Below are 24,353 nucleotides of genomic sequence, written 5' to 3' on the forward strand. Positions count from 1 at the left end.
ATGAACGGCACGGACGGGAACCACGACGGCATCGCGGTCCTGGAGGAGGAACTGCGCCAGGCGGCCGCCATCCTGGACCCCGTCCCCGCGGACCTGCGACAACTGGCCATCGAGGCCTACGCGTTGCACGACCTTGACGCCCGGATCGCCGAACTGACCTTCGACTCCCTGGTCGACGCCATCCCGGTGCGCGGCGCCACGGCAGCGCCCAGGATGCTGACCTTCCGCGCGGGCGACCTGACCGTGGACGTGGAAGTCACGGGCGAGGGCCTCATGGGCCAGCTTCTGCCACCGCAACCGGCCCGCATCGAGATCCTCGCCGGCCCCCGGCCCACCGACCAGGTCCCGGCTGACCCGATGGGCCGCTTCGTGAGCGAGGCACCCTTGACGGGCCCGTTCGCGCTGCGGCTGCGGATGGGCGGGGACGTGATCGTGACGGAGTGGCTGCGGGCCTGAGCCTCGTGCGCCCGGTCCGCCGGGAAGCGTCCCTCACCAGGTGACGGGCAAGGCTTGCGGGCCCCGGATCATCGTCTTCCGGCGCCAGGGCACCTCCTCGGACGGTACCGCCAGACGCAGTTCCGGCAGGCGGTCCAGCAGGGTGCCGACCACCAGGCCGGTCAGCAGCCGGCCGAGCACGGCGGCCGTGCAGTGGTGGGGGCCGTTGCCGAAGGCGAGGTGGGGATTCGGGTCGCGTCCGGGGGTGATGCGGTCCGGGTCGGGGAAGACCTCGGGGTCACGGTTGGCGGCCAGATAGGAGACGTAGACCGCCTCGCCCGCCCTGATCCGGGCGCCCCGCAGTGTCACGTCCTCGAGCGCGATCCGGGCGAGACCCACGCTGCTGCGGTGGGGGACGTAGCGCAGCAACTCCTCAAGGACGGTGTCGCGTTCCTCGGGCCGTTCGCGCAGTCGGTCGAGCAGGTCCGGCCGGGTGAGCACCAGGAACAGCAGCTGGCCGCAGTTGTGGGTCACCGCCTCCCCGCCGATCTGCAACGGCCCGGCGAGCCCCACCGCCTCCTCCTCGCTGATCCCGCCCCGGGTCACCTCGGCGCCGAGCAGGGAGTACACCGAGCCGTCGGGGCGCCCGGCGCGGCCCGCGCGGGCACGGACCGTCCCGGTGATCCAGCCGTACAGGCCGTCCTTCGCCCGGCCGGCGGCCTCCGCACCGCCCGAGGTGGACACGATCCGCCGCGTCCAGGCGTGCACCCGGTCGCGTTCGGCCACCGGCACCCCCATGACCTCACTCACCACCGCGACCGGGAACGGCTCCAGCACCCGCCCGACCAGATCGGCGGGCGGCCCGTCCCGGACGAGCGAGTCCAGCAACGCGTCGAGGATCTCCTGTGCGCGAGGCCGCAGCCGCTGCGCGGCCGCCGGGGTGAACACCTCCGCGACCGGTCTGCGCAGCCGGTTGTGGTCGGGCTGGTCCGCGAACGCCAGCGACCCCGGACGCGGCGAGAAGTGCGGGGCCAGCCGCGTCACCTGACGTCGCATCAGTGCCGCCCGGCTGAACCGGGGATCGGTGGTGATCGATCTGACGTCCTCGTGCCGGGTGGCCAGCCACGCCCAGCCGTCGCCGTGGGGGAGGCGGATCCGGGTCAGCGGCCCCTCCCGCATGAGGTCCGCGAGGACCGGGTCGAACTCGGTCCCCGCCAGGTCGAGGGCGGGCCAGTCCCGCACGGGCGGCCGCACCGGGCCGCCGAGCGCGTCCGTCTCCTCCGTCATGCCCTCCACCCTGGTACCCCGGCCGCGCCCCTGTCCTGCGGGAGTGGGCCGCCCGGTGGTGTCAGCGCCCGGCGCCGTCGACCAGGGCCGCCAGCGCCGATGCCAGGTGGCACAGGCCGGGTCCCGCCGGTCCGCCCGGCTCGGTCATGTAGGTGTCCCGGCGGATCTCCACCATCAGGGCGCTCACCCGGGCGTCCTTCCCGTAGTACTCCAGGGGCACATAGGCGCCGCCGAAGGGTCGGTCGAGGCCGGTCTCCCCGCATCGGGCGAACGCCTCCCGGGCGATCCGTACCAGCGGTTCCGGGGTGTGGAAGGAGTCGGTGCCCAGGCAGACCGGCGGCCGCGGGCCGTCGCCGTGCAGCTCGTAGGGCAGCGGCTCGGTGGGATAGGAGTGCACGTCGATCACCACGGCCCGTCCGGTGGCGGCCAGCCGGTCACGCACCGCCTCGGTCATCGCCCGCGCATAGGGGCGGAAGTAGCGTTCGAGCAGCGGCTCCGGGTCGGTGTCCGCCGGGCGCAGGGGAGCGCGGTGCGTGGTCCGGGTGTACACGGCGCCCATGCCGACGGCGAGCATCTCCTCCCGTTCGTCCGGGAACCGCTCCGGGTCGACGACCAGCCGCGACAGCCGGTTCACGAACCGCCAGGGGGTCACCCCGGCCGACTCCGCCGCGGCTGCCGCGAGCTGGGCCGTGTGCGCGTCCACGATGTGGTCGAGCTCCCGCTCCAGCGCCGTGTCGTCCAGCACGATGCCCGCGCGGACGGCGTCCGGCACCTCCCTCGCGGAGTGCGGCACATGAAGGATCACCGGGGAGTCGGCGGCGCCGGGGAGGAGTTCGAAGGACGGCGTGGGCGGGGTCACGGGCTGCTCCCGGGGCATCGGCAGGGGTGTGGTCGGCGGCGTTGTCAGTGGCACGGTGCATGATCGAAGGTGCCCCATCGTGCGACCGGCGCGACCGGCAAACCAGCACGACCAGCAACCGGACGACCAGCCAAGGACCGGGGGACCGCATGCCCATCAGCAACGAGCAGGTGACCGCGCATCCGTTTCTGCGTGGCCTGTACCGGGACGACTACTACCCCGTCCGGGTCGTGGACCTCGGCAGGGGAATCCTGCTGCGCCTGTGCGAGCGCATCGAGGCCGAGCGGCCCGCCGACCTGGCCGCGCTCTACGTCCTGACCCACGCGGCCACGGAGGAGTTCAACGACCTCCAGGACGAGTTCGAGGCGGCGGGCAGCGAGATCGAGACCGTGGCCCGCGAGGAGATGGCCGAGGACTTCTGGTTCGTCGCCGGTGTCTACGGTTTCACCGACGCGGACGCGGAGGAGCTGATCGCCACCCGGGACTGGTGAGCCGGAACCGCGTCCGGCCGCAACGCCGCCGCCCCGGCCGGGGATGCCGGCCGGGGCGGGAGTTCACTCACGAGGACGGCCCGGGGGCCGCCGTTGTCAGCTCAGGGAGGCGAGCGTCTCGTTCCAGGTGGCCGACGGGCGCATGACCGCGTCCGCCTTGGCCTTCTCGGGCTGGAAGTAGCCGCCGATGTCGGCCGGGTTGCCCTGGACGGCGATCAGCTCGGCGACGATCTGCTGCTCCTGCGCGGCGAGCGTCTCGGCGAAGGGGGCGAACGCCTTGGCGAGGTCCGCGTCGTCGGTCTGCCGGGCCAGCTCCTGCGCCCAGTACAGGGACAGGTAGAAGTGGCTGCCGCGGTTGTCGATGCCGCCGACGCGACGGGTCGGGGACTTGTCCTCGTTGAGGAAGGTCGCCGTGGCGCGGTCGAGGGTGTCGGCGAGGACCTGGGCGCGGGCGTTGCCGGTGGTCTTGGCGTACTGCTCGAAGGACGGCACCAGGGCGAAGAACTCGCCCAGCGAGTCCCAGCGCAGGTAGTCCTCCTTGACCAGCTGCTGGACGTGCTTCGGCGCGGAACCGCCGGCGCCCGTCTCGAACAGGCCGCCGCCCGCCATCAGCGGGACGACCGACAGCATCTTGGCGCTGGTGCCCAGCTCCAGGATCGGGAAGAGGTCGGTCAGGTAGTCACGCAGCACGTTGCCGGTCACCGAGATGGTGTTCTCGCCGCGGCGGATGCGCTCGACGGACAGCTTGGTCGCGTCGACGGGGGCGAGGATGCGGATGTCCAGGCCCTCGGTGTCGTGCTCCGGCAGGTAGGCGTTGACCTTGGCGATCAGGTTGGCGTCGTGCGCGCGGGTCTCGTCCAGCCAGAACACGGCCGGGTCGCCGGTGGCGCGGGCGCGGGTGACGGCGAGCTTCACCCAGTCCTTGATGGGGGCGTCCTTGGTCTGGCAGGCGCGGAAGATGTCGCCGGCGGAGACGGTCTGCTCCAGGACGACGTCGCCCGCCTCGTCGACCAGGCGGACGGTGCCGGTGACCGGGATCTCGAAGGTCTTGTCGTGGCTGCCGTACTCCTCGGCCTTCTGCGCCATCAGGCCCACGTTCGGGACGGAGCCCATGGCGGCGGGGTCGTAGGCGCCGTTGGCCCGGCAGTCGTCGATGACGACCTGGTAGACGCCCGCGTAGGAGGAGTCGGGCAGCACGGCCAGGGTGTCGTCCTCCTGGCCGTCGGGACCCCACATGTGGCCGGAGGTGCGGATCATGGCCGGCATCGAGGCGTCCACGATGACGTCGGACGGCACGTGCAGGTTGGTGATGCCCTTGTCGGAGTCCACCATCGCCAGCGCCGGGCCCTCGGCCAGTTCGGCCTCGAACGACGCCTTGATCTCGGCAGCCTGCGGCAGGGCCTCGACGCCCTTGAAGATGCCGCCCAGACCGTCGTTCGGGGTCAGACCGGCCGCGGCGAACGTCTCGCCGTACGCCGCGAACGTCTTGGGGAAGAAGGTGCGCACGACGTGACCGAAGACGATCGGGTCGGAGACCTTCATCATCGTGGCCTTGAGGTGCACGGAGAACAGGACGCCCTCCTCCTTGGCGCGGGCGACCTGCGCGGCGAGGAACTCGCGCAGCGCGGCGACACGCATCACGGAGGCGTCCACGACCTCGCCCTCGAGCACCGGCACCGACTCGCGCAGCACGGTGGTGGAGCCGTCGTCGCCCTTCAGCTCGATGCGCAGCGCACCGGCCTTGGAGATCACCGCGGACTTCTCGGTGGAACGGAAGTCGTCCACACCCATGGTCGCCACGTTGGTCTTGGACTCCGCGGACCAGGCGCCCATGCGGTGCGGGTGGGTCTTCGCGTAGTTCTTCACCGAGGCCGGGGCGCGGCGGTCGGAGTTGCCCTCGCGCAGCACCGGGTTGACGGCGGAGCCCTTGATCTTGTCGTAGCGGGCGCGGATCTCGCGCTCCTCGTCGGACTTCGGGTCGTCCGGGTAGTCCGGCAGCGCGTAGCCCTTGCCCTGGAGCTCCGCCACGGCGGCCCTGAGCTGTGGGATGGACGCCGAGATGTTCGGCAGCTTGATGATGTTGGCCTCGGCGGTCTTGGCCAGCTCGCCCAGCTCGGACAGCGCGTCGGGAATGCGCTGGTCCTCGTTCAGGTACTCCGGGAAGACCGCGATGATACGCCCGGCCAGCGAGATGTCCCGGGTGTCCACCGCGACGCCCGCCTGACCGGCGTACGCCTGGATCACCGGCAGGAACGAATGCGTCGCCAGGGCGGGGGCCTCGTCTGTGTAGGTGTAGATGATGGTCGAGTCAGTCACCGGGTACTCCGCTCCACGTCTCCACGACTGCAACATTGCTCGACATCAAGATATCTCGTGGGCGACCCGGGCTCGACAGGGGTCCGCGCCTCGGAAGATCACAAATCCGCGCGATCGCCCCGGTTCGACTGCAACCGGAACGGTCCGAAGGCGGTCATGACAAGAGATCGCCCACTTATCGACCCGATCGACGGCCGGAGTGACCACCCGGCCGCCCGAGCGAAAGCGGACCATGAGATATCGCAGCAGAGTGACGGCCCCGGCGGCCGTCCTGATCGGCACGGCGGCGGCACTGACCACGGGCACCGCCGCCCACGCCCTGCCCACCACGGGGGACAAGGGGACCCCGGGGCCGGAGACCCTCGGCGACCCCGTCTACCCGGCCCTCGGGAACGCCGGCTACCGCGTGTCGTCGTACCACCTCGACCTCGCCTACGACGCCACCACCAAGCTGGTCGAGGCCACCGCGACCCTGCACATCCGCACCACCCAGGCCCTGGCCCGCTTCTCCCTGGACGCGCTCGGCCTCGACATACGCTCCATACGGGTCGGCGGCCACCCCGCCACCTTCGAGCAGGCGGACGAGAAGCTGCGTGTCACGCCGCGCCGGGAGCTGCGGGCCAGGACCCGGACCACCGTGCACGTGGAGTACTCCGCCGACCCGCGCCGCGCTCTCGCGCACACCGCCTGGGTGCCCACCCCGGACGGGTTCGCTATCTGCCCGCAGCCCAACTCCGCGCACACCGTCTTCCCGTGCAACGACCACCCCTCGGACAAGGCGCACTTCACCTTCCGGGTCACCGTCCCGAACGGGCTGCGCGGGGTCGCCAACGGCCTTCTCACCCGCACCGAGAAGCTCGCCGGCGACCGCACCGCCTACACGTACCGCTCCCGGTCCCCGATGGCCACCGAGCTCGCCCAGATCACCGTCGGCGACTACGTGGTCAAGGACCGGCAGGGCCCGCACGGACTGCCGCTGCGCGATGTCGTCCCCACCGCGCGGGCCGAGGCCCTGGAACCGGCGCTCGCGCTCACCCCCGGCCTGGTCGAATGGCTGGAGGCCCGCCTCGGCGCCTTCCCGTTCGAGACGTACGGCCTGCTGCCCTGCAACTCCGACGACCCGCAGGCCTTCGACTTCACCGGCCTGGAGACGCAGACGCTCACGCTCTACAAGCCGGGCTTCCTGCTCCAGGAGGAGAAGAAGATCGGCTCGCACATGATGCACGAGCTGGTCCACTCCTACTTCGGCAACATGGTCAGCCCCGCCACCTGGGCCGACCTCTGGCTGAACGAGGGACACGCCGACTTCTACGGGCTGCTCTACCGCTACGAGCGCGGTTGGGCCGACTCGCTGGGCCTGACCACGATGGAAGCCCGGATGAAGGACACCTACGCCCGCGGCGACCAGTGGCGCCACGACTCCGGCCCGGTCGCCTCGCCGAACGCGGCCAATCTCTTCGACAGCCAGCGCTACCTGGGCGGCGTGCTGACCCTCTACGCGTTCCGTCAACTCGTCGGCGAGGACGTCTTCCACGCCGTGGAACGAACCTTCCTGGACTGTTTCCGGGGCCGCGCGGCGAGCACCCGGGACTACATCGACGTCGCCTCGAAGGTCTCCGGCCAGGACCAGTCCGGCTTCCTCGGCGACTGGCTGTACGGGACGACGACGCCGCGCATGCCCGGCCACCCCGACTGGACGGTGACCCCGGTGCCCCCCGCCGCCCCGGCGGCACCGCGCGGTCTGCGCGCCGTACCCCGTCACCACGACAACTCGGCCACGCTCTGACGCGGTGAGCCCGTCACAGGTGGCGGACCGGGGTCCCCTCGTCCGCCACCTCGCGCTCGATCCACCGGCAGATGACGTCCACCACGTAGGCGCGCTCCGCGCGGGTCAGCTGCCGCCCCTTCGGAATCCGGTGCCAGCGCTGGAGGCAGGAGCGGCAGCACGTGGCGGTCGCGTGCTGGGCGACGAAGACCGGGTGCCCCCGGTACGGGGTCTGCCTGCCGTCCTTGTACGGCTCGGCCGGTGCGAGCCGCTTGGCGACCAGGTCGTAGGCGTGCCGGCGCAGCGCGGTCGGCCCGCTCAACTCGGCGATGACCCGGTCCCGCCCCCGCAGGTGGAACCTCGCCCGGAACGGCTGACGCGCGATCGTGTCCAGCCGCTGGTCGAGCGAGGGTGTCGTCGGCTCACGCATCGGGGACTCCGGAGGTGACGTGGTGCACCTACGAGCATACGGTCGCGGGCACGGAACCGGCTGCCTGCCTGCGAAGTCCCCGGGCGGCCGGGTCCGGTCGCCCGGGGTTCCGTCGCCCCGGGTCGTGTCCGCCCCGGTCGGTGATCAGTTGGTGATCGCCGTGTCCGACGGAAGATCGTCGCCGCCGCGCTGCTGCGGTATGACCACCGCGCCCTGCTGGAGCGCCACCGTGCGGGTGGGGGAGGGGATGCGGATCCCCTCCTCGCGGTAGCGGCGGTGCAGACGCTTGATGAACTCGTGCTTGATCCGGTACTGGTCGCTGAACTCTCCGACGCCGAGGATCACCGTGAAGCCGATCCGGGAGTCGCCGAAGGTGTGGAAGCGGATCGCGGGCTCGTGGTCCGGGACCGCCCCGGTGGTGTCGCGCATGACCTCGGCGATGACCTCGGTGGTCACCCGCTCGACGTGGTCGAGATCGCTGTCGTAGCTCACACCGACCTGCACCAGGATGGTCAGCTGCTGCTCGGGACGCGTGTAGTTGGTCATGTTCGTCTTGGCGAGCTGCCCGTTGGGGATGACCACCAGGTTGTTGGACAGCTGGCGGACGGTCGTCTGACGCCAGTTGATGTCGACCACGTACCCCTCCTCCCCGCTGGTCAGCCGGATGTAGTCACCGGGCTGGACGGTCTTCGAGGCGAGGATGTGGATGCCCGCGAAGAGGTTCGCGAGGGTGTCCTGGAGGGCGAGCGCGACGGCCAGACCGCCGACGCCCAGGGCGGTGAGCAGGGGTGCGATGGAGACGCCCAGCGTCTGCAGCACCACGAGGAACCCGATCGCCAGCACCAGCACCCGGGTGATGTTGACGAAGATCGTGGCCGATCCGGCGACACCGGAGCGGGACTGGGTGACCGACTGCACCAGACCGGCGATCACGCGCGCGGACGACACGGTCACGGCGATGATGAGCAGCACCTGGAGGCACTGGTTGGTGTGGTGCTGGACCGTCCGGGTCAGCGGCAGCACCGCCGCCGCGGCGGACGCCCCGGCCGCGATCGCCGCCCACGGTACGACGGTTCGCAGCGCGTCCACCAGGACGTCGTCGCCGCTCCAGCGGGTCCGCTTGGCGTGCCCGGCCAGCCAGCGCAGCAGCGTGCGCGACATGAAGGCCGTCAGCAGACCTGCCGCCAGGGCGATTCCGGCGAGCATCAGGTCGTTCAGGGTCAGCGCGCGGTCCACTGGCCACCTCCGGGCCTGGAGCCTGCGGCGGACCGGGCCGCCGACGGCCGGATGTGAAGTCTCGTCACGTTGTCACCTGTTCGCTTCCGGGGTGTGCGGTCGCACCGGCCGGTACGGCGTCGAAGGCCGGCGCGACCGCTCATCCTGCCGTATCCGGGGCGGCGGTTCGCACCCGGACCGGACTCACGAGCGGGCCGGTCAGACGATGCCTTCGGCCAGTTCGACCTGCTCCCGGTCGGAACCGTAGGCGGCCGCGGTGGGCGTCCCGTACGAACGGCGGGCGACGTACCACCACACGCTGGCCAGTACCAGTACGACGGCCAGCGCGACGGACGCGTAGTTCATCGAGTCGACCGTCACGGGCGACGCCTGCGGCAGGCAGAACAGCACGGTGACCACGGCCACCCACACCACGGCGATCCAACCGATCGGCCTGCTCCACCGGCCCAGGCTCCACGGGCCCGGCTGGAACCGGTCCCCCGCGCGCAGCCGCAGGAAGACGGGGATGGCGTACGCGGGGGTGATCCCGATGACGTTGATGGCGGTCACCGCGTTGTACGCGGTCGCCGAGTACAGGGACGGCAGGGCGAGGACGCAGGCGACGCCCACCGAGAACCAGACGGCCGCGACCGGCGTCTGCGTGCGGTCGCTGACCCGGCGCCAGAGCGACGAGCCCGGCAGCGCCTTGTCGCGGCTGAACGCGAACACCATACGACTGGCCGCGGCCACCTCGGCGTTGCCGCAGAACAGCTGGGCGGTGATCACGACCAGCAGCAGCACGCTCGCCCCATTGGTGCCCAGCCCGTCGAGCAGGATCTGCGCGGGCGGCACGCCCGTGGCGCTGTTCCGTGTGGCGGCGTAGTCCTGGATCGCGAAGGTGAGGCCCGCGAGCAGGGCGAAGCCCGCGATCCAGGACACCCAGATGGCGCGCACGATGCCGCGCGCCGCGGACACGGAGGCGTTGGAGGTCTCCTCGGACAGGTGCGCCGAGGCGTCGTAGCCGGAGAAGGTGTACTGCGCCAGCAGCAGGCCGATCGCGGCCACATAGATCGGGTTGGACCAGCCGGTCTCGTTGCTGAAGTGGGTGAAGACGAAGGACGGCGACTGGTGGTGGTCGGGGACGATCGCCAGCGCGCCCACGATCAGCGCGACGCCGGCCAGGTGCCACCACACGCTGATGGAGTTGAGGAGGCTGACCAGGCGGACGCCGAACAGGTTCAGCACGGCGTGCAGCAGCAGGATCGCGACGAAGATGAGCATCGTCTTCTCCGGTGTCGGCTCGAAGCCCCACCGCAGGTTGGCGAACGCGCCGATGAACAGGGCGGCGCCGTAGTCGATGCCGGCGATCGCGCCGAGCAGGCCGAGCAGGTTCAGCCACCCTGTGTACCAGCCCCAGCGCCGGCCGCCGAGCCGGTCGGCCATGTAGTAGAGGGCGCCGGACGTCGGGTACGCGCTGGTGACCTCGGCCAGCGCGAGACCCACGCACAGCACGAACAGTCCGACCCCCGCCCAGCCCCACAGCATCACCGCGGGGCCGCCGGCGCCCATGCCGAAGCCGTACAGCGTCATGCAGCCGGACAGGATCGAGATCACCGAGAAGCTGATCGCGAAGTTGCCGAACCCGCCCATGCGGCGGGCCAGTACGGGCCGGTAGCCGAGTTCGCGCAGGCGCCGTTCCTCGTCATGGGGGGAGGCGGTCGGCTCCGTGGTGGGGGACATGCGGAATCCTCCGGGAAGGTCGAGCGGATGGGATGGGGGATGCAGCTCTGTGGGGTCAGGTGTCCGCCGCCGACTGGCTGCGGGTGCGGGCCTGGCGGAACAGGCGCAGGGCCCGGTCCGGGTCGGGGGTGCGGTACGTCCAGGGGGCTGGTGTGCAGTACGGGCCGAGTGCGTCGAACACCCTTGCCGCCTCGGGGAATTGGAGGGCGCCCCACAGGGCGTGCGCGAGGTGGTTGAGGTCGAGCGGGGAGCGCTCCTCGGCGGGGCAGTGGTTGAACCAGGCGTGCAGCGCGTGCCGTGCTTCCCGGGTGGCGTCCTCCGCCACCCAGTGCAGGTCGAGGGCGGTGTCCTGCCCCTTGCCGCGACGGTAGTGCTCGGCCCGTACGTACAGCGGCAGGGCGTGCAGCGCGGACCCCGGCGGGGCGGACTCGGCCGCACGGCGGGCGTAGGCGACCGCCTCCGACGGCCGCCCCGACGGAGTACGCGCGTACAGGAACTGGAGTATCCGGTGATGGGCCTCGCGGTTGTACGGGTCGCGCCGGTCGGCCTCGGCGAGCAGTCCCCACGGGCCGGGCGGCAGGGTGGGGTCGGGTGGCGCCACGCGGTGTTCGGCCCAGCTCTGTTCCCGGTCCATCCGGGCGAGGGCGATCAGGCACACCCAGGGCACCGGGTCGTGCGGCGCGGTCCGGGTGGCCGTTTCGCTCACGTCCCAGGCCTCCACCCACAGCGCGTGGGAACGGCGGTTGTGGTCCCGGTGCGCCCGCAGCGCCCGCTCCACGGTCACCCGCACGTGCATCACCTGCGCCGGGATGCTGGACGGCTCCTCGGCGAGCCAGGCCCGCACCACGTCCGTTCCGGCCGCCATGGCCGCCAGGACCTGGGTGCGCCGTGTCCACTGCGACCAGGAGGCGGTGTCCGCGAGCAGGGCGCGCATCGCCATCCAGCGGCCGGTGCGCAGTTCCTGCAGCGCGGCGCGCAGGGCGTCGTCGTGACCGGCGGGGTCGAAGACGGGACGGGTGTCCGCTCTGGCCATCAGCTTCCGGTTCCGCGGTGGGGGCGGGACGGGACGGCGGATTGGAGCAGCAACAGCTCTCCTCACAGAGGCGGCGGTCGGGGCGGGGTGATCCAGTCGGCCGCCACTATAGAGGTGTGGCCTGAGTGTCACGCACTGTTCTGAGTGGAATCGAACTCCCTTCCTGTGTAAACAAGTTGAGCGTTCATCGTCTTCGCTTGACGGCTCGCGTGGGTGGGCGGCAGGCTGACATGGACTGATCATCAGTTGTGTATCCGGAGCCGCCTGTCCGGCCACCCAGGAAAGAGGTCCGATGACAGGTCCCGTGCTCGCCGTCGACCAGGGCACATCCGGCACCAAGGCCCTGGTGATCTGCCCCGAACGGGGCGTGCTCGGCACCGGGTTCGCCGCAGTGCGGCCCCGCCACCTGCCCGGCGGCCTGGTGGAGGCCGACCCGGCCGAACTGTACGAGTCGGTGCTCGCCGCCGGACACCGGGCACTGGCCGAGGCGGGCGAGCCGGTGACGGCACTGGGCCTGGCCAACCAGGGCGAGACGGTCCTCGCCTGGGACCGCGACACCGGTCGGCCGCTGACCGACGCACTGGTCTGGCAGGACCGCCGCGCCGAGCACGTCTGCACCGAACTGGCCCCCCACGCCGAAGAGTTGCGAGAGCTCACCGGACTCCCGCTGGACCCCTACTTCGCCGCGCCCAAGATGGCCTGGATCCGCCGCCATCTCACCCGCGAGGGCGTCGTCACCACGACCGACGCCTGGCTGGTGCACCGCCTCACCGGCGCCTACGTCACCGACGCCGCCACCGCGGGCCGCACCCAGCTCCTCGACCTGGACCGCGTCGAGTGGTCGGACCGCGCCCTCGATCTCTACCAACTCACCGGTGAGAACCTCCCCGAGGTCGTCGCCAACGACCAACCGGTGGGCACCACGACGGCGTTCGGTCCGGAAATCCCGCTCACCGGCCTGGCCGTGGACCAGCAGGCCGCCCTGCTCGCCCAGCGCGTCACCGCCCCCGGCGGCGCCAAGTGCACCTATGGCACGGGCGCGTTCCTGCTCGCCCACACCGGCGACACCCCCAGACGCGGTACCTCCGGACTGGTCAGCTGCGTTGCCTGGCGGCTCGCCGGACGCACGAGCCACTGCCTGGACGGCCAGGTCTACACCGCCGCCTCCGCGGTGCGCTGGCTCACCGACCTCGGCGTCATCACCGGCGCCGCCGACCTCGACCGGGTGGGCGCCGCGGTACCGGACAGCGGCGGTGTGACCTTCGTCCCGGCCCTGGCCGGGCTCGCCGCACCCTGGTGGCGTGGCGACCTGCGCGGCTCGCTGACCGGCCTCGGACTCGACACCACCGCCGGACACCTGGTGCGCGCCCTGTGCGAGGGCCTCGCCGCACAGGTCGCCGAACTGGCCGAAGCCGTCGCGACCGACCTCGGCACCCCCCTGGACGTGCTGCGGGTGGACGGCGGTCTGACCCGCTCGGCCCTGCTCATGCAGACCCAGGCCGATCTGCTGCAACGCCCGGTCGAGGTGTCCGCGCTGCCCGACGCCACCGCCCTCGGGGTGGGTGTCCTGGCCCGCCTCGGCGCCGAGCCGGGCCTGACCGTCCACGACGCCCTGCCGGACTGGAAGCCCGCCGCCGTGTACGAGCCCCGAATGACCGCCGACGAAGCCGCAGACCGCCTCGGAACCTTCCGCACGGCCGTCGCGGCCCTGCTCGACCGGGCACCCGCGTGACCGTCACCACCGACGGACCGCTGCCGGCCCGGCCGTACGACGTGACAGTCGTCGGCGCCGGAGTCGTCGGCTGCGCCATCGCCCGCCAACTCGCCCACCACCCCCGCCTGAAGGTCGCCCTCGTCGAGGCCCGCGACGACGTCGGCGACGGCACGTCGAAGGCCAACACGGCCATCCTGCACACCGGATTCGACGCCCGCCCCGGCACCCTCGAAGCCGGGCTGGTACGTGAGGGCTCCCGGCTCCTGGCCGAATACGCCGCCGAGTCCGGCATCCCCGTCGAACCGGTCGGCGCGCTGCTGGTCGCCTGGGACGAGGAACAACTCGCCGAACTGCCGCGCCTCGCCGAGAAGTCCGCACGCAACGGCCACCACTCCACCCGGCCACTGACCCCCGCGGAGCTCTACACGCTGGAGCCCCGCCTCGGCCCGGGCGCGCTCGGCGCCCTGCACGTACCCGGGGAGAGCATCATCTGCCCCTGGACGACTACACTCGCCTACGCCACCCAGGCCGTCCACCACGGCGTGCACCTGCACCTCAACTCCCGTGTGGACAAGGTGAGCCGGCAGCCGGACGGCACGCACCGGCTGGCGACCTCCCGGGGCGTCCTGCGCACCCGGTACCTGGTCAACGCGGCCGGACTGCACGCCGACACGCTCGACCGCGAGCTCGGCCACCACAGCTTCACCGTCACCCCGCGCCGGGGCCAGCTCATCGTCTTCGACAAGTTCGCCCGTGACGTGGTCCGCCACATCCTGCTGCCGGTGCCCACCGCTCTGGGCAAGGGCGTACTGATCGCCCCCACCGTCTACGGGAACGTGCTGCTCGGCCCCACGGCCGAGGACCTGGACGACACCGACGCCAGACGCGCGACCCAGTCCACCGCCGAAGGCCTGGCCCTGCTCCGCGACAAGGGCCGCCGCATCCTGCCCGCACTGCTCGACGAGGAGGTCACCACGGTCTACGCCGGTCTGCGGGCCGCCACCGAACACGACGACTACCGCGTCCGCGCCCACCCCGAGCAGAGCAGCGTCACCGTCGGCGGCATCCGCTCCACCGGACTGACCGCGTCCCTCGCCATCGCCGCGCATGTCAGCGCCCTGCTCACCGACTGCGGCCTGGACCCCGGACCCGCCCGGGACCTGGCGCCGGTCCGCATGCCCAACCTCGGCGAGGCGTTCCCCCGCCCCTACCAGCAACCCGAGCTGATCGCCGCCGACCCGGCCTACGGCACCCTCGTCTGCCACTGCGAACGCGTCACCCGCGGCGAGATCCGCGACGCCCTCGCCAGTACGGTCCCGCCGGCCGGCCTGGACGGCCTGCGCCGCCGCACCCGGGCCAGGTCGGGCCGCTGCCAGGGCTTCCACTGCGGTGCGGCGGTCCGGGCGATGTTCGAGGAGGCGGGCGCGTGACCGACGTACGACGGGTGGACGTCCTGGTCGTCGGCGCCGGGCCCGCCGGACTCGCGGCCGCCGCACGCCTGGCCGCCGCGGGGGCGGGCCGGGTGGAGGTCCTCGACCGGGAACAGCGCGCGGGCGGAGTCCCACGCCACTGCGCACACGGCGGCTTCGGCACCTGGACGCGTCCGCTGACCGGACCGGCGTACGCGCGGCTGCTGGCCGGTGCCGCCGTCCGGGCGGGTGCGCTGCTCCGGACCGGGATCACCGCACTCGACCGGGTGGGCCCGCTGACCCTCGCCACCGTCGGTCCCTCGGGCCAGGAGAGGATCGCCGCGCGGGCGGTCGTGCTGGCCACCGGCGCCCGCGAACGACCGCGCGCCGCGCGCCTGGTGCCCGGCACCCGCCCGGCCGGGGTGTACACGACCGGAGAACTCCAGCAGGCGGTGCACCTGTACGGCCAGCGGGTCGGCACCCGGGCGGTGGTGGCCGGTGCGGAAGAGGTCTCCTACCGGGCGGCCGGAACCCTGCGGGCCGCAGGCGTCGACGTGGTCGCCATGGTGACCGAGTCGCCCCGGCCCGGCGCGGCACCCGCCCGAGCCCTGGACGCCCGCCTCCGCTGTCGGGTCCCCCTGCTCACCGGGACCGCGGTCGCCGAACTCCTCGGCCACGGACGCCTGTCGGGGGTCCGGGTCCGCCACCGCGACGGCCGTACGGCGGTGCTGCCCTGCGACACGGTCGTCTTCACCGGCGAGTTCGTCGCCGAGGACGAACTCGCCCGGCGCGGCGGCCTCACCCTCGGCGCGGGGCCGCCCACCTCGCACCCGGGCATCTTCGCCACCGGCGGCCTGCTGCACCCAGGCCGCACCGCCCGGCAGGCGGCCCGCGCCGGGTCGGCCGCGGGGGACGCCGTACTGCGCTGGCTCGCGGCGGACGGGAGCTCATGGGCCCGGGAATGAGCCGACCGCGCCGACGACCCGGGCCGCGGCGCTCACAGATCCGTGAAGGACCCGTGCCGTCCCGAACCCCCGGCGAACCGTGCCGCGCCCTCCAGGCCCTGCGCCAGCACCGCCATGCCGTAACGGAGTTCACCACGCATGGCCTCCGTCTCGTCGAGCCCGTCCTGGTCCAGGACCGAGGCCCGGTCGCCGCGCAGGCACGACTGGGGGAAGCGGGCGAGGGCGGCGGCCAGCGCCTCGGCCTCCTCGCGGGCACGGCCGGTGGGGACCAGACGGTTGGCCAGCCCGATGTCGTGGGCCTCACGGGCCGGCACCGGGCGGCCGGTGAGGATCATGTCCATGGCCCGGCTGGTGCCGATCAGCCGGGGCAGTCGGACCGTGCCGCCGTCGATGAGCGGAACACCCCAACGGCGGCAGAACACACCGAAGACGGCGTCCTCCTCCGCGACCCTCAGATCGCACCACAGGGCGAGTTCCAGGCCACCGGCCACGGCATGGCCCGCGACCGCCGCGATCACCGGCTTGGACAGACGCAGCCGGGTCGGCCCCATGGGACCGTCGCCGCCCTCGGCCACCCGGTTGCCCTGCTCCGTGCCGACCGCCTTCAGGTCCGCCCCGGAGCAGAACGTGCCGCCCTCGCCCCACAGCACCGCCACCCGGGCGTTGCCATCGGCCTCGAACGACCGGAACGCGGCGACGAGTTCGGCCGCCGTGGGGCCGTCCACCGCGTTGCGGACCTCGGGACGGGAGAGGACGACCGTGGTGACGTGACCCTGTTGCTCCAGCCGGACCGGCATGGGCGAAACCCCTTCCTGCGCGCCCGTGACGCGCACCGCTAGGAAGGACACTGTGCCACCCGGGTTCAGATGACCTTCATCCGGATCAGCACGCCCAGCGTCAGCGCGCCCGGCACCAGCGGCGCCCAGACCGTGATGATCCGGTACGCGAGGACGACCGCGGTGGCCACCGTCACCGGGCCGCCCGCCGCCACCAGCGTCACGATCAGCGCGGCCTCCACGGAACCCAGCCCGCCGGGCGTGGGCACCAGCGCCACGGCGGTGGTCGCCGCCAGATAGGCCAGTGCCATGTGGGCGGGCGGCACCGGAAGTCCGAGTGCCCGGCCCACCGCCGCGAGCCCGGCGGCCTGCAACGCCGGGAACGCCAGCGCCCCGCCCCACAGAGCCGGCGCCCTGGCGGCTCGGGTGTGCACCGCCCGCGCCTCGCCCAGCGCGCTGCGCAGGAAGGAGACCACGGCCGTGCGCGGCCGCCGCAGGCACATGAGCGCGGTCACCGCGGCCAGGAGCAGGGCACCCGCCCCCAGCAGCAGCGGCGCCGGTGCGCCGTGGGGAAGCAGGGTGCCGATCCGCAGCGCGTCCGGGAAGGCGATCAACAGCGCCGCCAGCAGAGCCAGCCGGCCGACGGACTCCGCGAGCAGGTACAGCGCGAGCGCGGCCGAGGAGCGGGCCGGCGGTACCCCGCACACAGTCATGAACCGCAGGTTCACCGCGCTCGCGCCCAGCCCCGTCGGCAGCAGATGGTTGGCGGCGCCCGCCGCGAACTGGGTGGCCAGCAGCCGACGCCTGGGCAGCGGCTGCACCACCGAACCCTGCCGGGTGAACGCGGCCGCCACCCAGGTCAGACAGGTGGTGGCGCACGCCACCAGCAGCCACGGCCAGGACGCGGTCCGCAGCTGCCCGAAGCCCTCGGCGAGCACGGACCGGTGCCGCACCGCGGCCACCGTGACCAGCACGAGCGGGACCAGGCACAGCACCTGGCGCACCGGGAGGCGCCGGGCGAGCCGACCCGGTGGGAGCTGGGGGAGTTGTAGCGCCGTCACACCCACAGAGGGTTTCCGCACCGCACCAACACCGGGTGGCAGGAGCGCGGACGGCGACTTACGGACGGAAAGCGGGTCATTGACCTCAACGGAGCTTGAGGTCCTAGGTTGACCGCATGAGCATGGAGACCACGGCCTGGACGCAGCTGCACAACGTGATGACCGCGCAGCAGGAACGCCGCCCCTTCGACCGCGCGACGCTGCGCCGTATCGCCGCGTTCGCCCGCCCGCACCGCCGCCGTATCGCCTGGTTCGTGCTGCTCGGGGTGGCGACCGCCCTGCTGGCCGTGGCGACACCCGTGCTGGCCGGACGGGTGGTGGACGCGATCGTGTCGCACGGCGACCGGGGCGCGGTCGTGCGTCTGGCCCTGCTCATCGCGTTGATCGCGGTCGCCGAGGCGGCGCTCGGCATCCTCGGCCGACGGCTCTCGGCCACGCTCGGCGAGGGACTCATCCTCGACCTGCGGACCGCGGTGTTCGACCATGTGCAGCGCATGCCCGTCGCGTTCTTCACCCGCACGCGCACGGGGGCACTGGTCAGCCGGCTCAACAACGACGTGATCGGCGCGCAGCGGGCGTTCAGCAACACCTTCTCCGGGATCGTCAGCAACGTGGTCACGCTGCTGCTCACCCTGGCCGTCATGTTCACCCTGTCCTGGCAGATCACACTGCTCGCCCTGGCGCTGCTGCCGGTGTTCGTGGTGCCCGCCCGGCGCATGGGCGGCCGGATGGCGCGCATGCAGCGGGAGGCGGCGGCGCTGAACGCGGAGATGGGCACCCGGATGACCGAGCGCTTCTCGGCCCCCGGCGCCACCCTGGTCAAGCTGTTCGGCCGTCCGGAGGAGGAGTCGGCGGAGTTCGCGGCGCGAGCCGCCCGCGTCCGGGACATCGGGGTCCGTACGGCCACCGCCCAGACGGTCTTCATGACCGCGCTGACCCTGGTGTCCTCCCTCGCGCTGGCCCTGGTGTACGGACTCGGCGGCTGGTTCGCGCTGCGCGGCACCCTGGAACCGGGCGCCGTGGTGTCGCTCGCCCTGCTGCTGACCCGGCTCTACGCGCCGCTCACCGCGCTGGCCGGGGCGCGCGTCGAGGTCATGAGCGCACTGGTCAGCTTCGAGCGGGTCTTCGAAGTCCTGGACCTGGAACCGCTGATCGAGGAGAAGCCGGACGCCCGCGCGGTACCGGAGGGTCCGGTGGCCGTGGAGTTCGAGAACGTCCGCTTCGGCTACCCGTCCGCCGACCGGGTCTCCCTGGCCTCCCTGGAGGAGGTCGCGACCCTGGACACCCGTGAGGGCGCCGAAGTCCTGCGCGGCATCTCGTTCCGCGCCGAACCCGGCCAGACCGTCGCCCTGGTCGGCTCCTCCGGCGCCGGGAAGTCCACGATCGCCGCGCTGCTCCCGCGCCTGTACGACGTCGACGAGGGCGCGGTACGCCTCGGCGGCACCGACGTACGCGACCTGAGCGCCGCCTCACTGCGCGCCACCCTGGGCATGGTCACCCAGGACGGCCACCTCTTCCACGACTCCGTGCGCGCCAACCTCCTGCTCGCCCGCCCCACCGCGACAGACGCCGAACTGTGGGACGCCCTGACCCGCGCCCGGCTCGCCGACGTCGTACGATCCCTGCCCGACGGCCTGGACACCGTGGTCGGCGAACGCGGCTACCGCCTCTCCGGTGGTGAACGCCAGCGCATGACCATCGCCCGTCTGCTGCTGGCCCGGCAACGGGTGGTCATCCTCGACGAGGCCACCGCCCACCTCGACAACACCTCCGAGGCGGCTGTCCAGGAGGCGCTGACCGAGGCTCTGGCGGGCCGTACGGCCGTGGTCATCGCCCACCGCCTCTCCACCATCCGCACGGCGGACCAGATCCTCGTCGTGGAGTCCGGCCGCATCGTCGAACGCGGCACACACGACGAACTCCTCGCGGCAGGCGGCCGCTACACCCAGCTCCACCACACCCAGCCCGCCCAGGCACCCACGCCGTGACCCGCTGGCGGACGACCGGGTGGAACCGGCCTGTCCCGTCAGCCGCCTGGTTGCCGGGCTGTCGCCGTCCCTGGACACCCTGGCTACTGGCTACTGGCTACTGGCTACTGGCTACTGGCTACTGGCTACGGCACGGCTCACGGCGAGAGACGAGCCGTGTCAGGCGGGCAGGAGAGGCCCGGCGGCCGGCAGCTTGCGCAGCGCGGCGTTCTGCAGCGCGGTGACGTGCTGGATCAGCCAGATGACGAGTACGGCGGCGACGGCGAGGAGCACCTCCGCCAGCACGAGGAGCACCAGCGAGTTGTCCTGGGTGAGCTGGTTCCCGACCAGGCACACCACGTGCCCCGCCCATGCCACCCACCAGGCATTCACCACGACATTGCCGCGGAACCGCTCCGCCTCGTCGCGGCTGGTCGCCTGCCACATTTCCAGCAGCAACCGGCGCGGCAGCCACAGGTTGAACAGCGGCATCAGCCAGCTGCCGACCGCCGCGGCGTCGGAGGTGTGAAACGCGTCGACGGAGAACCGGCGCGCGGTGCGCCGGCCGCGGACGAACCAGATCAGGAAGAGGACGACCGTCACCAACATCACGTCGAGGTACACCATGGACGTGAGGCCTGACCGGTGCATCGAGGCGGCGGTGGGGTGCAGTTGGTCGTCGCGCAGCGCGATGGCACGCGGCACGTCGGCGATGGCCGCCAGGGCTATCCCCACCTGAGTGCAACGGGCCAGCAGCCAAGGTCTCTTGCCGGTGGGGAGGGAAGCGGTAGCGGTCACGACGGGAACACCTGCGTTTCGAATGCGGTCCGCGCCAGAGAGGGCGGCGGGAGGAGTCGGTGCTCGGATCATAGACGGCGCCGAATCAGCGCACGGAGGGCGGCGGCAGCATCTACTGGGTCACCACCTTCGGTACCGGCTCAGCGCGTGAGCAGGCACCCGGCCGCGACGCCGAGGAAGATCATGGATCCGAAGAACAGGGCGACGATCTCATGCAGGCGGTACTTCCGGGTGAACACCCGGGCGCTTTTCGGCTTTTCGGGCAGGTAGGCGACCGGTGCACGGGTTCCGAGGTCCAGCCCCGTCGCCGTCGTGGGTGGCCGGAACCTGACACGCCGGCCCTGCCGGTCGATGAACTCGATGACGGGCGTCGAAGAATCGTCCCCGGGCTCATGCGCCTGGTCCACCACCACGCCCTCAGCGTGCAGCCCGTGGCGGCTCAGCCGCATCTGCAGCCGTGCCTCCCGCGCACTGGCCCACAGACCCGCCAGGCCCACCAATACGGCCAGCCCGATACCGATCGTCTCACCCGTCATCCGTCCCCTGCTCTCCCTCGCACAGCACCCGCCTGGCACGGGCCGCGCATCAGGAGGACGCGGCACGCAACCCGATGCTTCACGAAGGTGCGCGGGCCCGCCAACTCCTCGGACCTACGTGGTCGAGCACTGGAGAGCCTCTCGTGGGCCGTGCAGCTCCCGTTGCCACAGGTTCCCGCAGAGCAGGTCCAGGCCCTGGCGCACATGGCGCCGGTAGGTGCCGAAGGGGAGGCCGATGCGGCGGGCGGCCGCTTCCTGGGTGGGGGCGCCGGAGAAGTAGCCCGCCGCGAGGGCGTCGCGGGCCCGCACCCCACGCGGGTCCTGGGCGAGCTCGTCGACGGCCTCGCGCAGCAGGGTGCGCAGCTCGGCGACGGGATCGGTGAAGTCGGCGGCGAGACGGGTGCGCAGCAGTGCGCAGGCGGAGAAGGCGTCGGTGTCGCGCCAGTGCGTCAGCGCTTCGCGTACGGCCTGGTCGAACGTGGTGCGGGAGACAGGGGACGGCCCTGAGCTGACCGGCTGCTCGGCGGCGGATATGAAGCTGCGGATCCAGGTCTCCACGCCCACCTCGCGCCAGTCGACGCTGAACAGTCCGTAGGTGTGGTCGCCGACGCGCGGTCGCGCCCCGGTGTCGCTCAGAGTGCCTTTGACGCGCTCGGCCCACGCCTCGGCGTCCCGCCACACGGCGAACCCGAAGGCACGGCCACGCGCACGGGCGGACTCCGCCTGGGCACGGGAACTGCTGAGGTCGATGACGCGCGAGGGGACCTGGTAGCGCTCCGGGTAGACCGTGAAGCGGCTGATGCCGATGTGCTCACCTTCGCGTACCGGCGCCGTGGCATCGGCGTACTCCCAGGCTGCGGCCACGACGGGATCGGTGGCCAGGTCCTGGGGGTCGGGAGGGAACGACAGGGCGAGCCGGGCCGTGAACGCCACGACGCGGCCGGTGTTCACGAGACGGTAGACGCTGAAGGCCCCCGGCTGGCGCTCCGCCCAGTAGCGGACCAGCTCGGCGGATTCCGCTCCCTCGGTCTCCTCGGCCATGCGCAGGACGACATCCATGTCCTCCGGGTGCAGCGGGCGGTCGTGCACCTCGTCCTCCCGGGACCAGGTGCGCAGCCGCGCCAGGATCTTCGCGTCCCGGAAGAGGAAGAACAGCTCGTCGGTGACGGTCCACACCCGCTCCTCGGGTGCCTCGCGCAGTATGCGCAGGTATTCGTCCGCCAGCCGCCGGCGCACGTTCACGAAGGCGTTGGGCGCCCGCCAGCGCAGGTCGGCGGCGAGTGTCTCGCGTGCCGCGTCGTGGGGGTGGACTCCCCGGTGCGTGGACTCCATGAAAGGCAGGTCCCGCAGCCAGGAGAAGAGCAGGTGGGCGTCCTCCTCGGGCAGCACCGAGGAGAGGAGTTCCTCGGACGTCGAGTAGGCCTGGGCCGCCACCTCCAGGGCGCGGCGGTGCGCGGCCGTGGGTACCTCGCCGATCAGCCCCGTCAGAAGGGTGCGCAGCACGTCCGCGGAGGGGGCCCAGATCTCCTCCCGGCCGCAGCCCGCCGTTCCCGCGGCCGCCGCGAGGGACAGCGCGAGGGGGTTGCCGCCGGCGAAGCGGAGCACCCGGTCGCGCAGTTCGGGGCGGATCTGCGCCGTGGCCAGCAGGCTCAGGGCCTGGTCCTCGGAGAACGGCTCCAGCTCGGTCACGTGCAGGAGTCCGGTCCAGGCCGGGTCCGCGGTCCACTGTGGCTGGGGGGCGATCCGGCCGGCCAGTACGACCAGGGTGCTCTCCGCGGCGCGCGGCAGGAAGTTGTGCCACAGCCAGCTCTCCAGCCACTGGCAGTGCTCGAAGGAGTCCACGATCAGAACCGTGCCGGGAACGTCCAGGAAGGGACCGGCCGCGCGCTCGAAGTCGGCGGGGTCCCGGCTGACGAACCGGCCGTCGAGTTCGACGAGCAGCCGGCCCGCCGTGCGGGCGCCGTCCGCCAGTCGGCGCAGCAGGGTCGACTTTCCGATACCGCCCGGCCCGAACACATAGAAGGCGAAGGGTGCCTGCGGATCGCCGGCCAAAGCGGTGTCGAAGCACGCGAGTTGCTCTTCCCGGCCTATGAAGGCCCGAACCCGCGCGCTGCTGAGTCTTTCTCCCACGGACGCCATGGCGGCTTCCACTCTCCTTGCTGTTACTCCTGGTACGGGTCTTGCAGGTCAGGAATCCTAATCAATGCGGACGGGTGTGAAGTCAACGGACAGTGCGGCGGGGCCTCGGGTGTACAGGCCGGTCTCGCGGTAGCGGAAGCCGGGGCTGTAGCGGACCCGGTCGAGCAGCGGGAGCAGCATCGCGGCGACGGTCTCGATCTCGGCGCGTGCGAAGGCCATGCCGACGCACTGGTGCAGTCCGGTCCCGAATGCCAGGTGTTGCGCGGCGGCGGTGAAGGAGCGGGCGGTGCCCAGGTCCTGGCGGTGGATGTCGAAGGTGTCCGGGGCGGTGAAGGCGTCGGGGTCGCGGTTGGCGGCGCCGATCATGCAGAAGACGGTGGCACCGGCCGGAACCGTGGTGCCCGCGAACACCGAGTCGCCTTCGGCCTGGCGGGGGATGAGCTGGACGGGCGGGGTGCAGCGCAGGGTCTCGGCGATCGCGGCGGGCAGCAGGTCCGGGTCCTGGCGGACCTGGGCCAGCTGCTCGGGGTGGTCGATCAGGTGCTTGAAGAGAAGACCGAGCGTTTTGTCCGCGGGCTCGGTGGAGGCGGCCAGGACGTTGATGATCAGGGCGGTGATCTCGCGGTCGGTCATGGCCATACCGTCGAACTCGGCCGTGCACAGCCGCGATATGAGGTCGTCGCCCGGGTCGCGGCGCCGCTGTGCGATGACCGGGGCGAGGTAGGCCTCCAGCTGCTCGGCACAGTCCAGGCAGTGCCGGCGCCGTTCGGGAGTGAGGACGATGCTGGTGATGAACTCGGCGACCCCGCTGTGCCAGGCGGCCACCCGCTGCCAGTCCCGTTTGTCCAGGCCGAGCACGTCGAGCGTCACGTACACGGCGAAGGTCTTGCCGAAGTCGTTGACGAGGTCCATCCGGCCCCGGGGGAGGAAGGGCGCGAGGAGCTCCGCGGCGTTGCTGTGGATGGCACGCGTCTGCTGCTGCAGGGCCTGTCCGGTGAAGCCGCGGACGACGATCTTCCGCTTCGCCGTGTGCTCGGCCCCGGTCATCTGGGCGAGCACCGGCCCGCGCATCACCGGCTCGGCGCGCACCTGAAGCGTCTCGGTCGTGAACGCCTCGTGGTCGGTCAGCACCCTCTTCACGTCCTGGAAGCGGGAGAGGAAGTAGCTGTCGATGGCCGGCTCGTAGTGCACCGGCGCCTCTTCCCTCAGCCAGGCGAAGTAGGGGTAGGGGTCGTCGGCGAAGGCCTCGGACAGGATGCTGAAACCGGGTCTGACCGTGTGCATGGCGCGGAGTCTCTCAGGCGGGGCGGGAACAGCGAGGGGCGGGGCAGAGCGGGGTTCGTCGATGCTCAAGACGGTCGTTCGGCGGTATTGGTTGTTCCGGTTGGCGCCGCAGTGTGCCGAACGTCACGGAAGA

Annotated in this window: 19 protein-coding genes and 1 pseudogene; 7 read left to right on the forward strand and 13 right to left on the reverse strand. The window is 72.1% G+C overall.

Annotated features, from left to right (window positions below; all coding sequences use genetic code 11):
• Positions 1-456, forward strand: coding sequence for a hypothetical protein (locus tag ACIPK3_RS06835; protein WP_402567000.1), 456 nt, complete (start codon positions 1-3; stop codon positions 454-456).
• Between the two features lie 33 nt (positions 457-489).
• Here the strand turns inward: ACIPK3_RS06835 and ACIPK3_RS06840 are convergent, their stop codons facing one another.
• Together ACIPK3_RS06840 and ACIPK3_RS06845 are read right to left on the reverse strand one after the other, a co-directional pair.
• A complete protein-coding gene (locus ACIPK3_RS06840; RefSeq protein WP_402567001.1) occupies positions 490-1,722 on the reverse strand; it encodes a cytochrome P450 in 1,233 nt (410 codons plus the stop codon).
• 61 nt (positions 1,723-1,783) lie between these two features.
• On the reverse strand, positions 1,784-2,599 hold the full coding sequence (locus ACIPK3_RS06845) for an N-formylglutamate amidohydrolase (protein ID WP_402567812.1): 816 nt from the start codon (positions 2,597-2,599) through the stop codon (positions 1,784-1,786).
• A gap of 131 nt (positions 2,600-2,730) precedes the next feature.
• Between ACIPK3_RS06845 and ACIPK3_RS06850 the strand changes: the two genes are divergently transcribed.
• Positions 2,731-3,072 (forward strand): DUF5713 family protein, encoded by a 342-nt coding sequence (locus ACIPK3_RS06850; RefSeq protein ID WP_402567002.1) that lies wholly within the window; start codon positions 2,731-2,733, stop codon positions 3,070-3,072.
• A gap of 96 nt (positions 3,073-3,168) precedes the next feature.
• On the opposite strand, the gene ACIPK3_RS06855 is transcribed toward ACIPK3_RS06850, so the two are convergent.
• Positions 3,169-5,388 carry an NADP-dependent isocitrate dehydrogenase gene (locus ACIPK3_RS06855; protein WP_402567003.1) on the reverse strand — a complete coding sequence of 740 codons (2,220 nt, stop codon included), beginning with the start codon at positions 5,386-5,388 and terminating at the stop codon, positions 3,169-3,171.
• Between the two features lie 232 nt (positions 5,389-5,620).
• Between ACIPK3_RS06855 and ACIPK3_RS06860 the strand changes: the two genes are divergently transcribed.
• On the forward strand, positions 5,621-7,174 hold the full coding sequence (locus tag ACIPK3_RS06860; protein WP_402567004.1) for a M1 family metallopeptidase: 1,554 nt from the start codon (positions 5,621-5,623) through the stop codon (positions 7,172-7,174).
• Positions 7,175-7,187: 13 nt separating this feature from the next.
• On the opposite strand, the gene ACIPK3_RS06865 is transcribed toward ACIPK3_RS06860, so the two are convergent.
• The 4 genes from ACIPK3_RS06865 to ACIPK3_RS06880 form a co-directional block, all read right to left on the reverse strand.
• Positions 7,188-7,583, reverse strand: coding sequence for a DUF4186 domain-containing protein (locus tag ACIPK3_RS06865; RefSeq protein ID WP_402567005.1), 396 nt, complete (start codon positions 7,581-7,583; stop codon positions 7,188-7,190).
• A 144-nt stretch (positions 7,584-7,727) separates the two neighbouring features.
• Positions 7,728-8,819 carry a mechanosensitive ion channel family protein gene (locus ACIPK3_RS06870; RefSeq protein ID WP_402567006.1) on the reverse strand — a complete coding sequence of 364 codons (1,092 nt, stop codon included), beginning with the start codon at positions 8,817-8,819 and terminating at the stop codon, positions 7,728-7,730.
• Between the two features lie 198 nt (positions 8,820-9,017).
• Entirely contained in the window at positions 9,018-10,538 is a 1,521-nt protein-coding gene (locus tag ACIPK3_RS06875; RefSeq protein WP_402567007.1) for an amino acid permease, read from the reverse strand.
• Positions 10,539-10,593: 55 nt separating this feature from the next.
• Positions 10,594-11,571, reverse strand: a complete 978-nt coding sequence (locus tag ACIPK3_RS06880; RefSeq protein WP_402567008.1) for a hypothetical protein — start codon at positions 11,569-11,571, stop codon at positions 10,594-10,596.
• 292 nt (positions 11,572-11,863) lie between these two features.
• Between ACIPK3_RS06880 and ACIPK3_RS06885 the strand changes: the two genes are divergently transcribed.
• The 3 genes and pseudogenes from ACIPK3_RS06885 to ACIPK3_RS06895 all read left to right on the forward strand — a co-directional run.
• Complete coding sequence (locus ACIPK3_RS06885) at positions 11,864-13,303, forward strand: FGGY family carbohydrate kinase (protein WP_402567009.1); 1,440 nt, start codon at positions 11,864-11,866, stop codon at positions 13,301-13,303.
• Entirely contained in the window at positions 13,300-14,715 is a 1,416-nt protein-coding gene (locus tag ACIPK3_RS06890) for an FAD-dependent oxidoreductase (RefSeq protein WP_402567010.1), read from the forward strand. Before ACIPK3_RS06885 ends, ACIPK3_RS06890 begins: the two co-directional genes overlap by 4 nt.
• A pseudogene (locus tag ACIPK3_RS06895) lies at positions 14,712-15,647 on the forward strand (FAD-dependent oxidoreductase); the annotation flags it as partial. The gene ACIPK3_RS06890 and the pseudogene ACIPK3_RS06895, both read left to right, overlap by 4 nt.
• A 44-nt stretch (positions 15,648-15,691) precedes the next feature.
• On the opposite strand, the gene ACIPK3_RS06900 reads toward ACIPK3_RS06895, so the two are convergent.
• Both ACIPK3_RS06900 and ACIPK3_RS06905 read right to left on the reverse strand, forming a co-directional pair.
• Entirely contained in the window at positions 15,692-16,456 is a 765-nt protein-coding gene (locus ACIPK3_RS06900) for a crotonase/enoyl-CoA hydratase family protein (RefSeq protein WP_402567011.1), read from the reverse strand.
• A 65-nt stretch (positions 16,457-16,521) separates the two neighbouring features.
• Entirely contained in the window at positions 16,522-17,496 is a 975-nt protein-coding gene (locus ACIPK3_RS06905) for a YbhN family protein (protein WP_402567012.1), read from the reverse strand.
• Between the two features lie 122 nt (positions 17,497-17,618).
• Here ACIPK3_RS06905 and ACIPK3_RS06910 point away from each other — a divergent pair, with 122 nt between their 5' ends.
• The gene (locus tag ACIPK3_RS06910; protein ID WP_402567814.1) at positions 17,619-19,484 is read left to right on the forward strand and encodes an ABC transporter ATP-binding protein; all 1,866 of its coding nucleotides are present in this window, start codon (positions 17,619-17,621) and stop codon (positions 19,482-19,484) included.
• Between the two features lie 159 nt (positions 19,485-19,643).
• Here the strand turns inward: ACIPK3_RS06910 and ACIPK3_RS06915 are convergent, their stop codons facing one another.
• From ACIPK3_RS06915 to ACIPK3_RS06930, 4 genes are all read right to left on the reverse strand, one after another.
• The gene (locus ACIPK3_RS06915) at positions 19,644-20,261 is read right to left on the reverse strand and encodes a DUF4328 domain-containing protein (protein WP_402567013.1); all 618 of its coding nucleotides are present in this window, start codon (positions 20,259-20,261) and stop codon (positions 19,644-19,646) included.
• Between the two features lie 140 nt (positions 20,262-20,401).
• Positions 20,402-20,797, reverse strand: a complete 396-nt coding sequence (locus tag ACIPK3_RS06920) for a DUF3592 domain-containing protein (RefSeq protein WP_402567014.1) — start codon at positions 20,795-20,797, stop codon at positions 20,402-20,404.
• A gap of 114 nt (positions 20,798-20,911) precedes the next feature.
• A complete protein-coding gene (locus ACIPK3_RS06925) occupies positions 20,912-22,936 on the reverse strand; it encodes an ATP-binding protein (RefSeq protein ID WP_402567015.1) in 2,025 nt (674 codons plus the stop codon).
• A gap of 57 nt (positions 22,937-22,993) precedes the next feature.
• Entirely contained in the window at positions 22,994-24,220 is a 1,227-nt protein-coding gene (locus ACIPK3_RS06930; protein ID WP_402567016.1) for a cytochrome P450, cyclodipeptide synthase-associated, read from the reverse strand.
• Positions 24,221-24,353: the final 133 nt, after the last annotated feature.

It is taken from the genome of Streptomyces sp. NPDC086787 (assembly GCF_044745865.1).
Classification (GTDB): Bacteria; Actinomycetota; Actinomycetes; order Streptomycetales; family Streptomycetaceae; genus Streptomyces.

Excerpts from the sequence above, each read along its gene's own strand:
- ACIPK3_RS06925 (WP_402567015.1), bottom strand. The coding sequence starts at position 22,936 with ATGGCGTCCGTGGGAGAAAGACTCAGCAGCGCGCGGGTTCGGGCCTTC.
- ACIPK3_RS06900 (WP_402567011.1), bottom strand. The coding sequence starts at position 16,456 with ATGCCGGTCCGGCTGGAGCAACAGGGTCACGTCACCACGGTCGTCCTC.
- ACIPK3_RS06865 (WP_402567005.1), bottom strand. The coding sequence starts at position 7,583 with ATGCGTGAGCCGACGACACCCTCGCTCGACCAGCGGCTGGACACGATC.
- ACIPK3_RS06910 (WP_402567814.1), top strand. The coding sequence starts at position 17,619 with ATGGAGACCACGGCCTGGACGCAGCTGCACAACGTGATGACCGCGCAG.
- ACIPK3_RS06880 (WP_402567008.1), bottom strand. The coding sequence starts at position 11,571 with ATGGCCAGAGCGGACACCCGTCCCGTCTTCGACCCCGCCGGTCACGAC.
- ACIPK3_RS06875 (WP_402567007.1), bottom strand. The coding sequence starts at position 10,538 with ATGTCCCCCACCACGGAGCCGACCGCCTCCCCCCATGACGAGGAACGG.
- ACIPK3_RS06840 (WP_402567001.1), bottom strand. The coding sequence starts at position 1,722 with ATGACGGAGGAGACGGACGCGCTCGGCGGCCCGGTGCGGCCGCCCGTG.
- ACIPK3_RS06845 (WP_402567812.1), bottom strand. The coding sequence starts at position 2,599 with ATGCCCCGGGAGCAGCCCGTGACCCCGCCCACGCCGTCCTTCGAACTC.
- ACIPK3_RS06860 (WP_402567004.1), top strand. The coding sequence starts at position 5,621 with ATGAGATATCGCAGCAGAGTGACGGCCCCGGCGGCCGTCCTGATCGGC.
- ACIPK3_RS06920 (WP_402567014.1), bottom strand. The coding sequence starts at position 20,797 with ATGACGGGTGAGACGATCGGTATCGGGCTGGCCGTATTGGTGGGCCTG.
- ACIPK3_RS06850 (WP_402567002.1), top strand. The coding sequence starts at position 2,731 with ATGCCCATCAGCAACGAGCAGGTGACCGCGCATCCGTTTCTGCGTGGC.
- ACIPK3_RS06930 (WP_402567016.1), bottom strand. The coding sequence starts at position 24,220 with ATGCACACGGTCAGACCCGGTTTCAGCATCCTGTCCGAGGCCTTCGCC.
- ACIPK3_RS06835 (WP_402567000.1), top strand. The coding sequence starts at position 1 with ATGAACGGCACGGACGGGAACCACGACGGCATCGCGGTCCTGGAGGAG.
- ACIPK3_RS06885 (WP_402567009.1), top strand. The coding sequence starts at position 11,864 with ATGACAGGTCCCGTGCTCGCCGTCGACCAGGGCACATCCGGCACCAAG.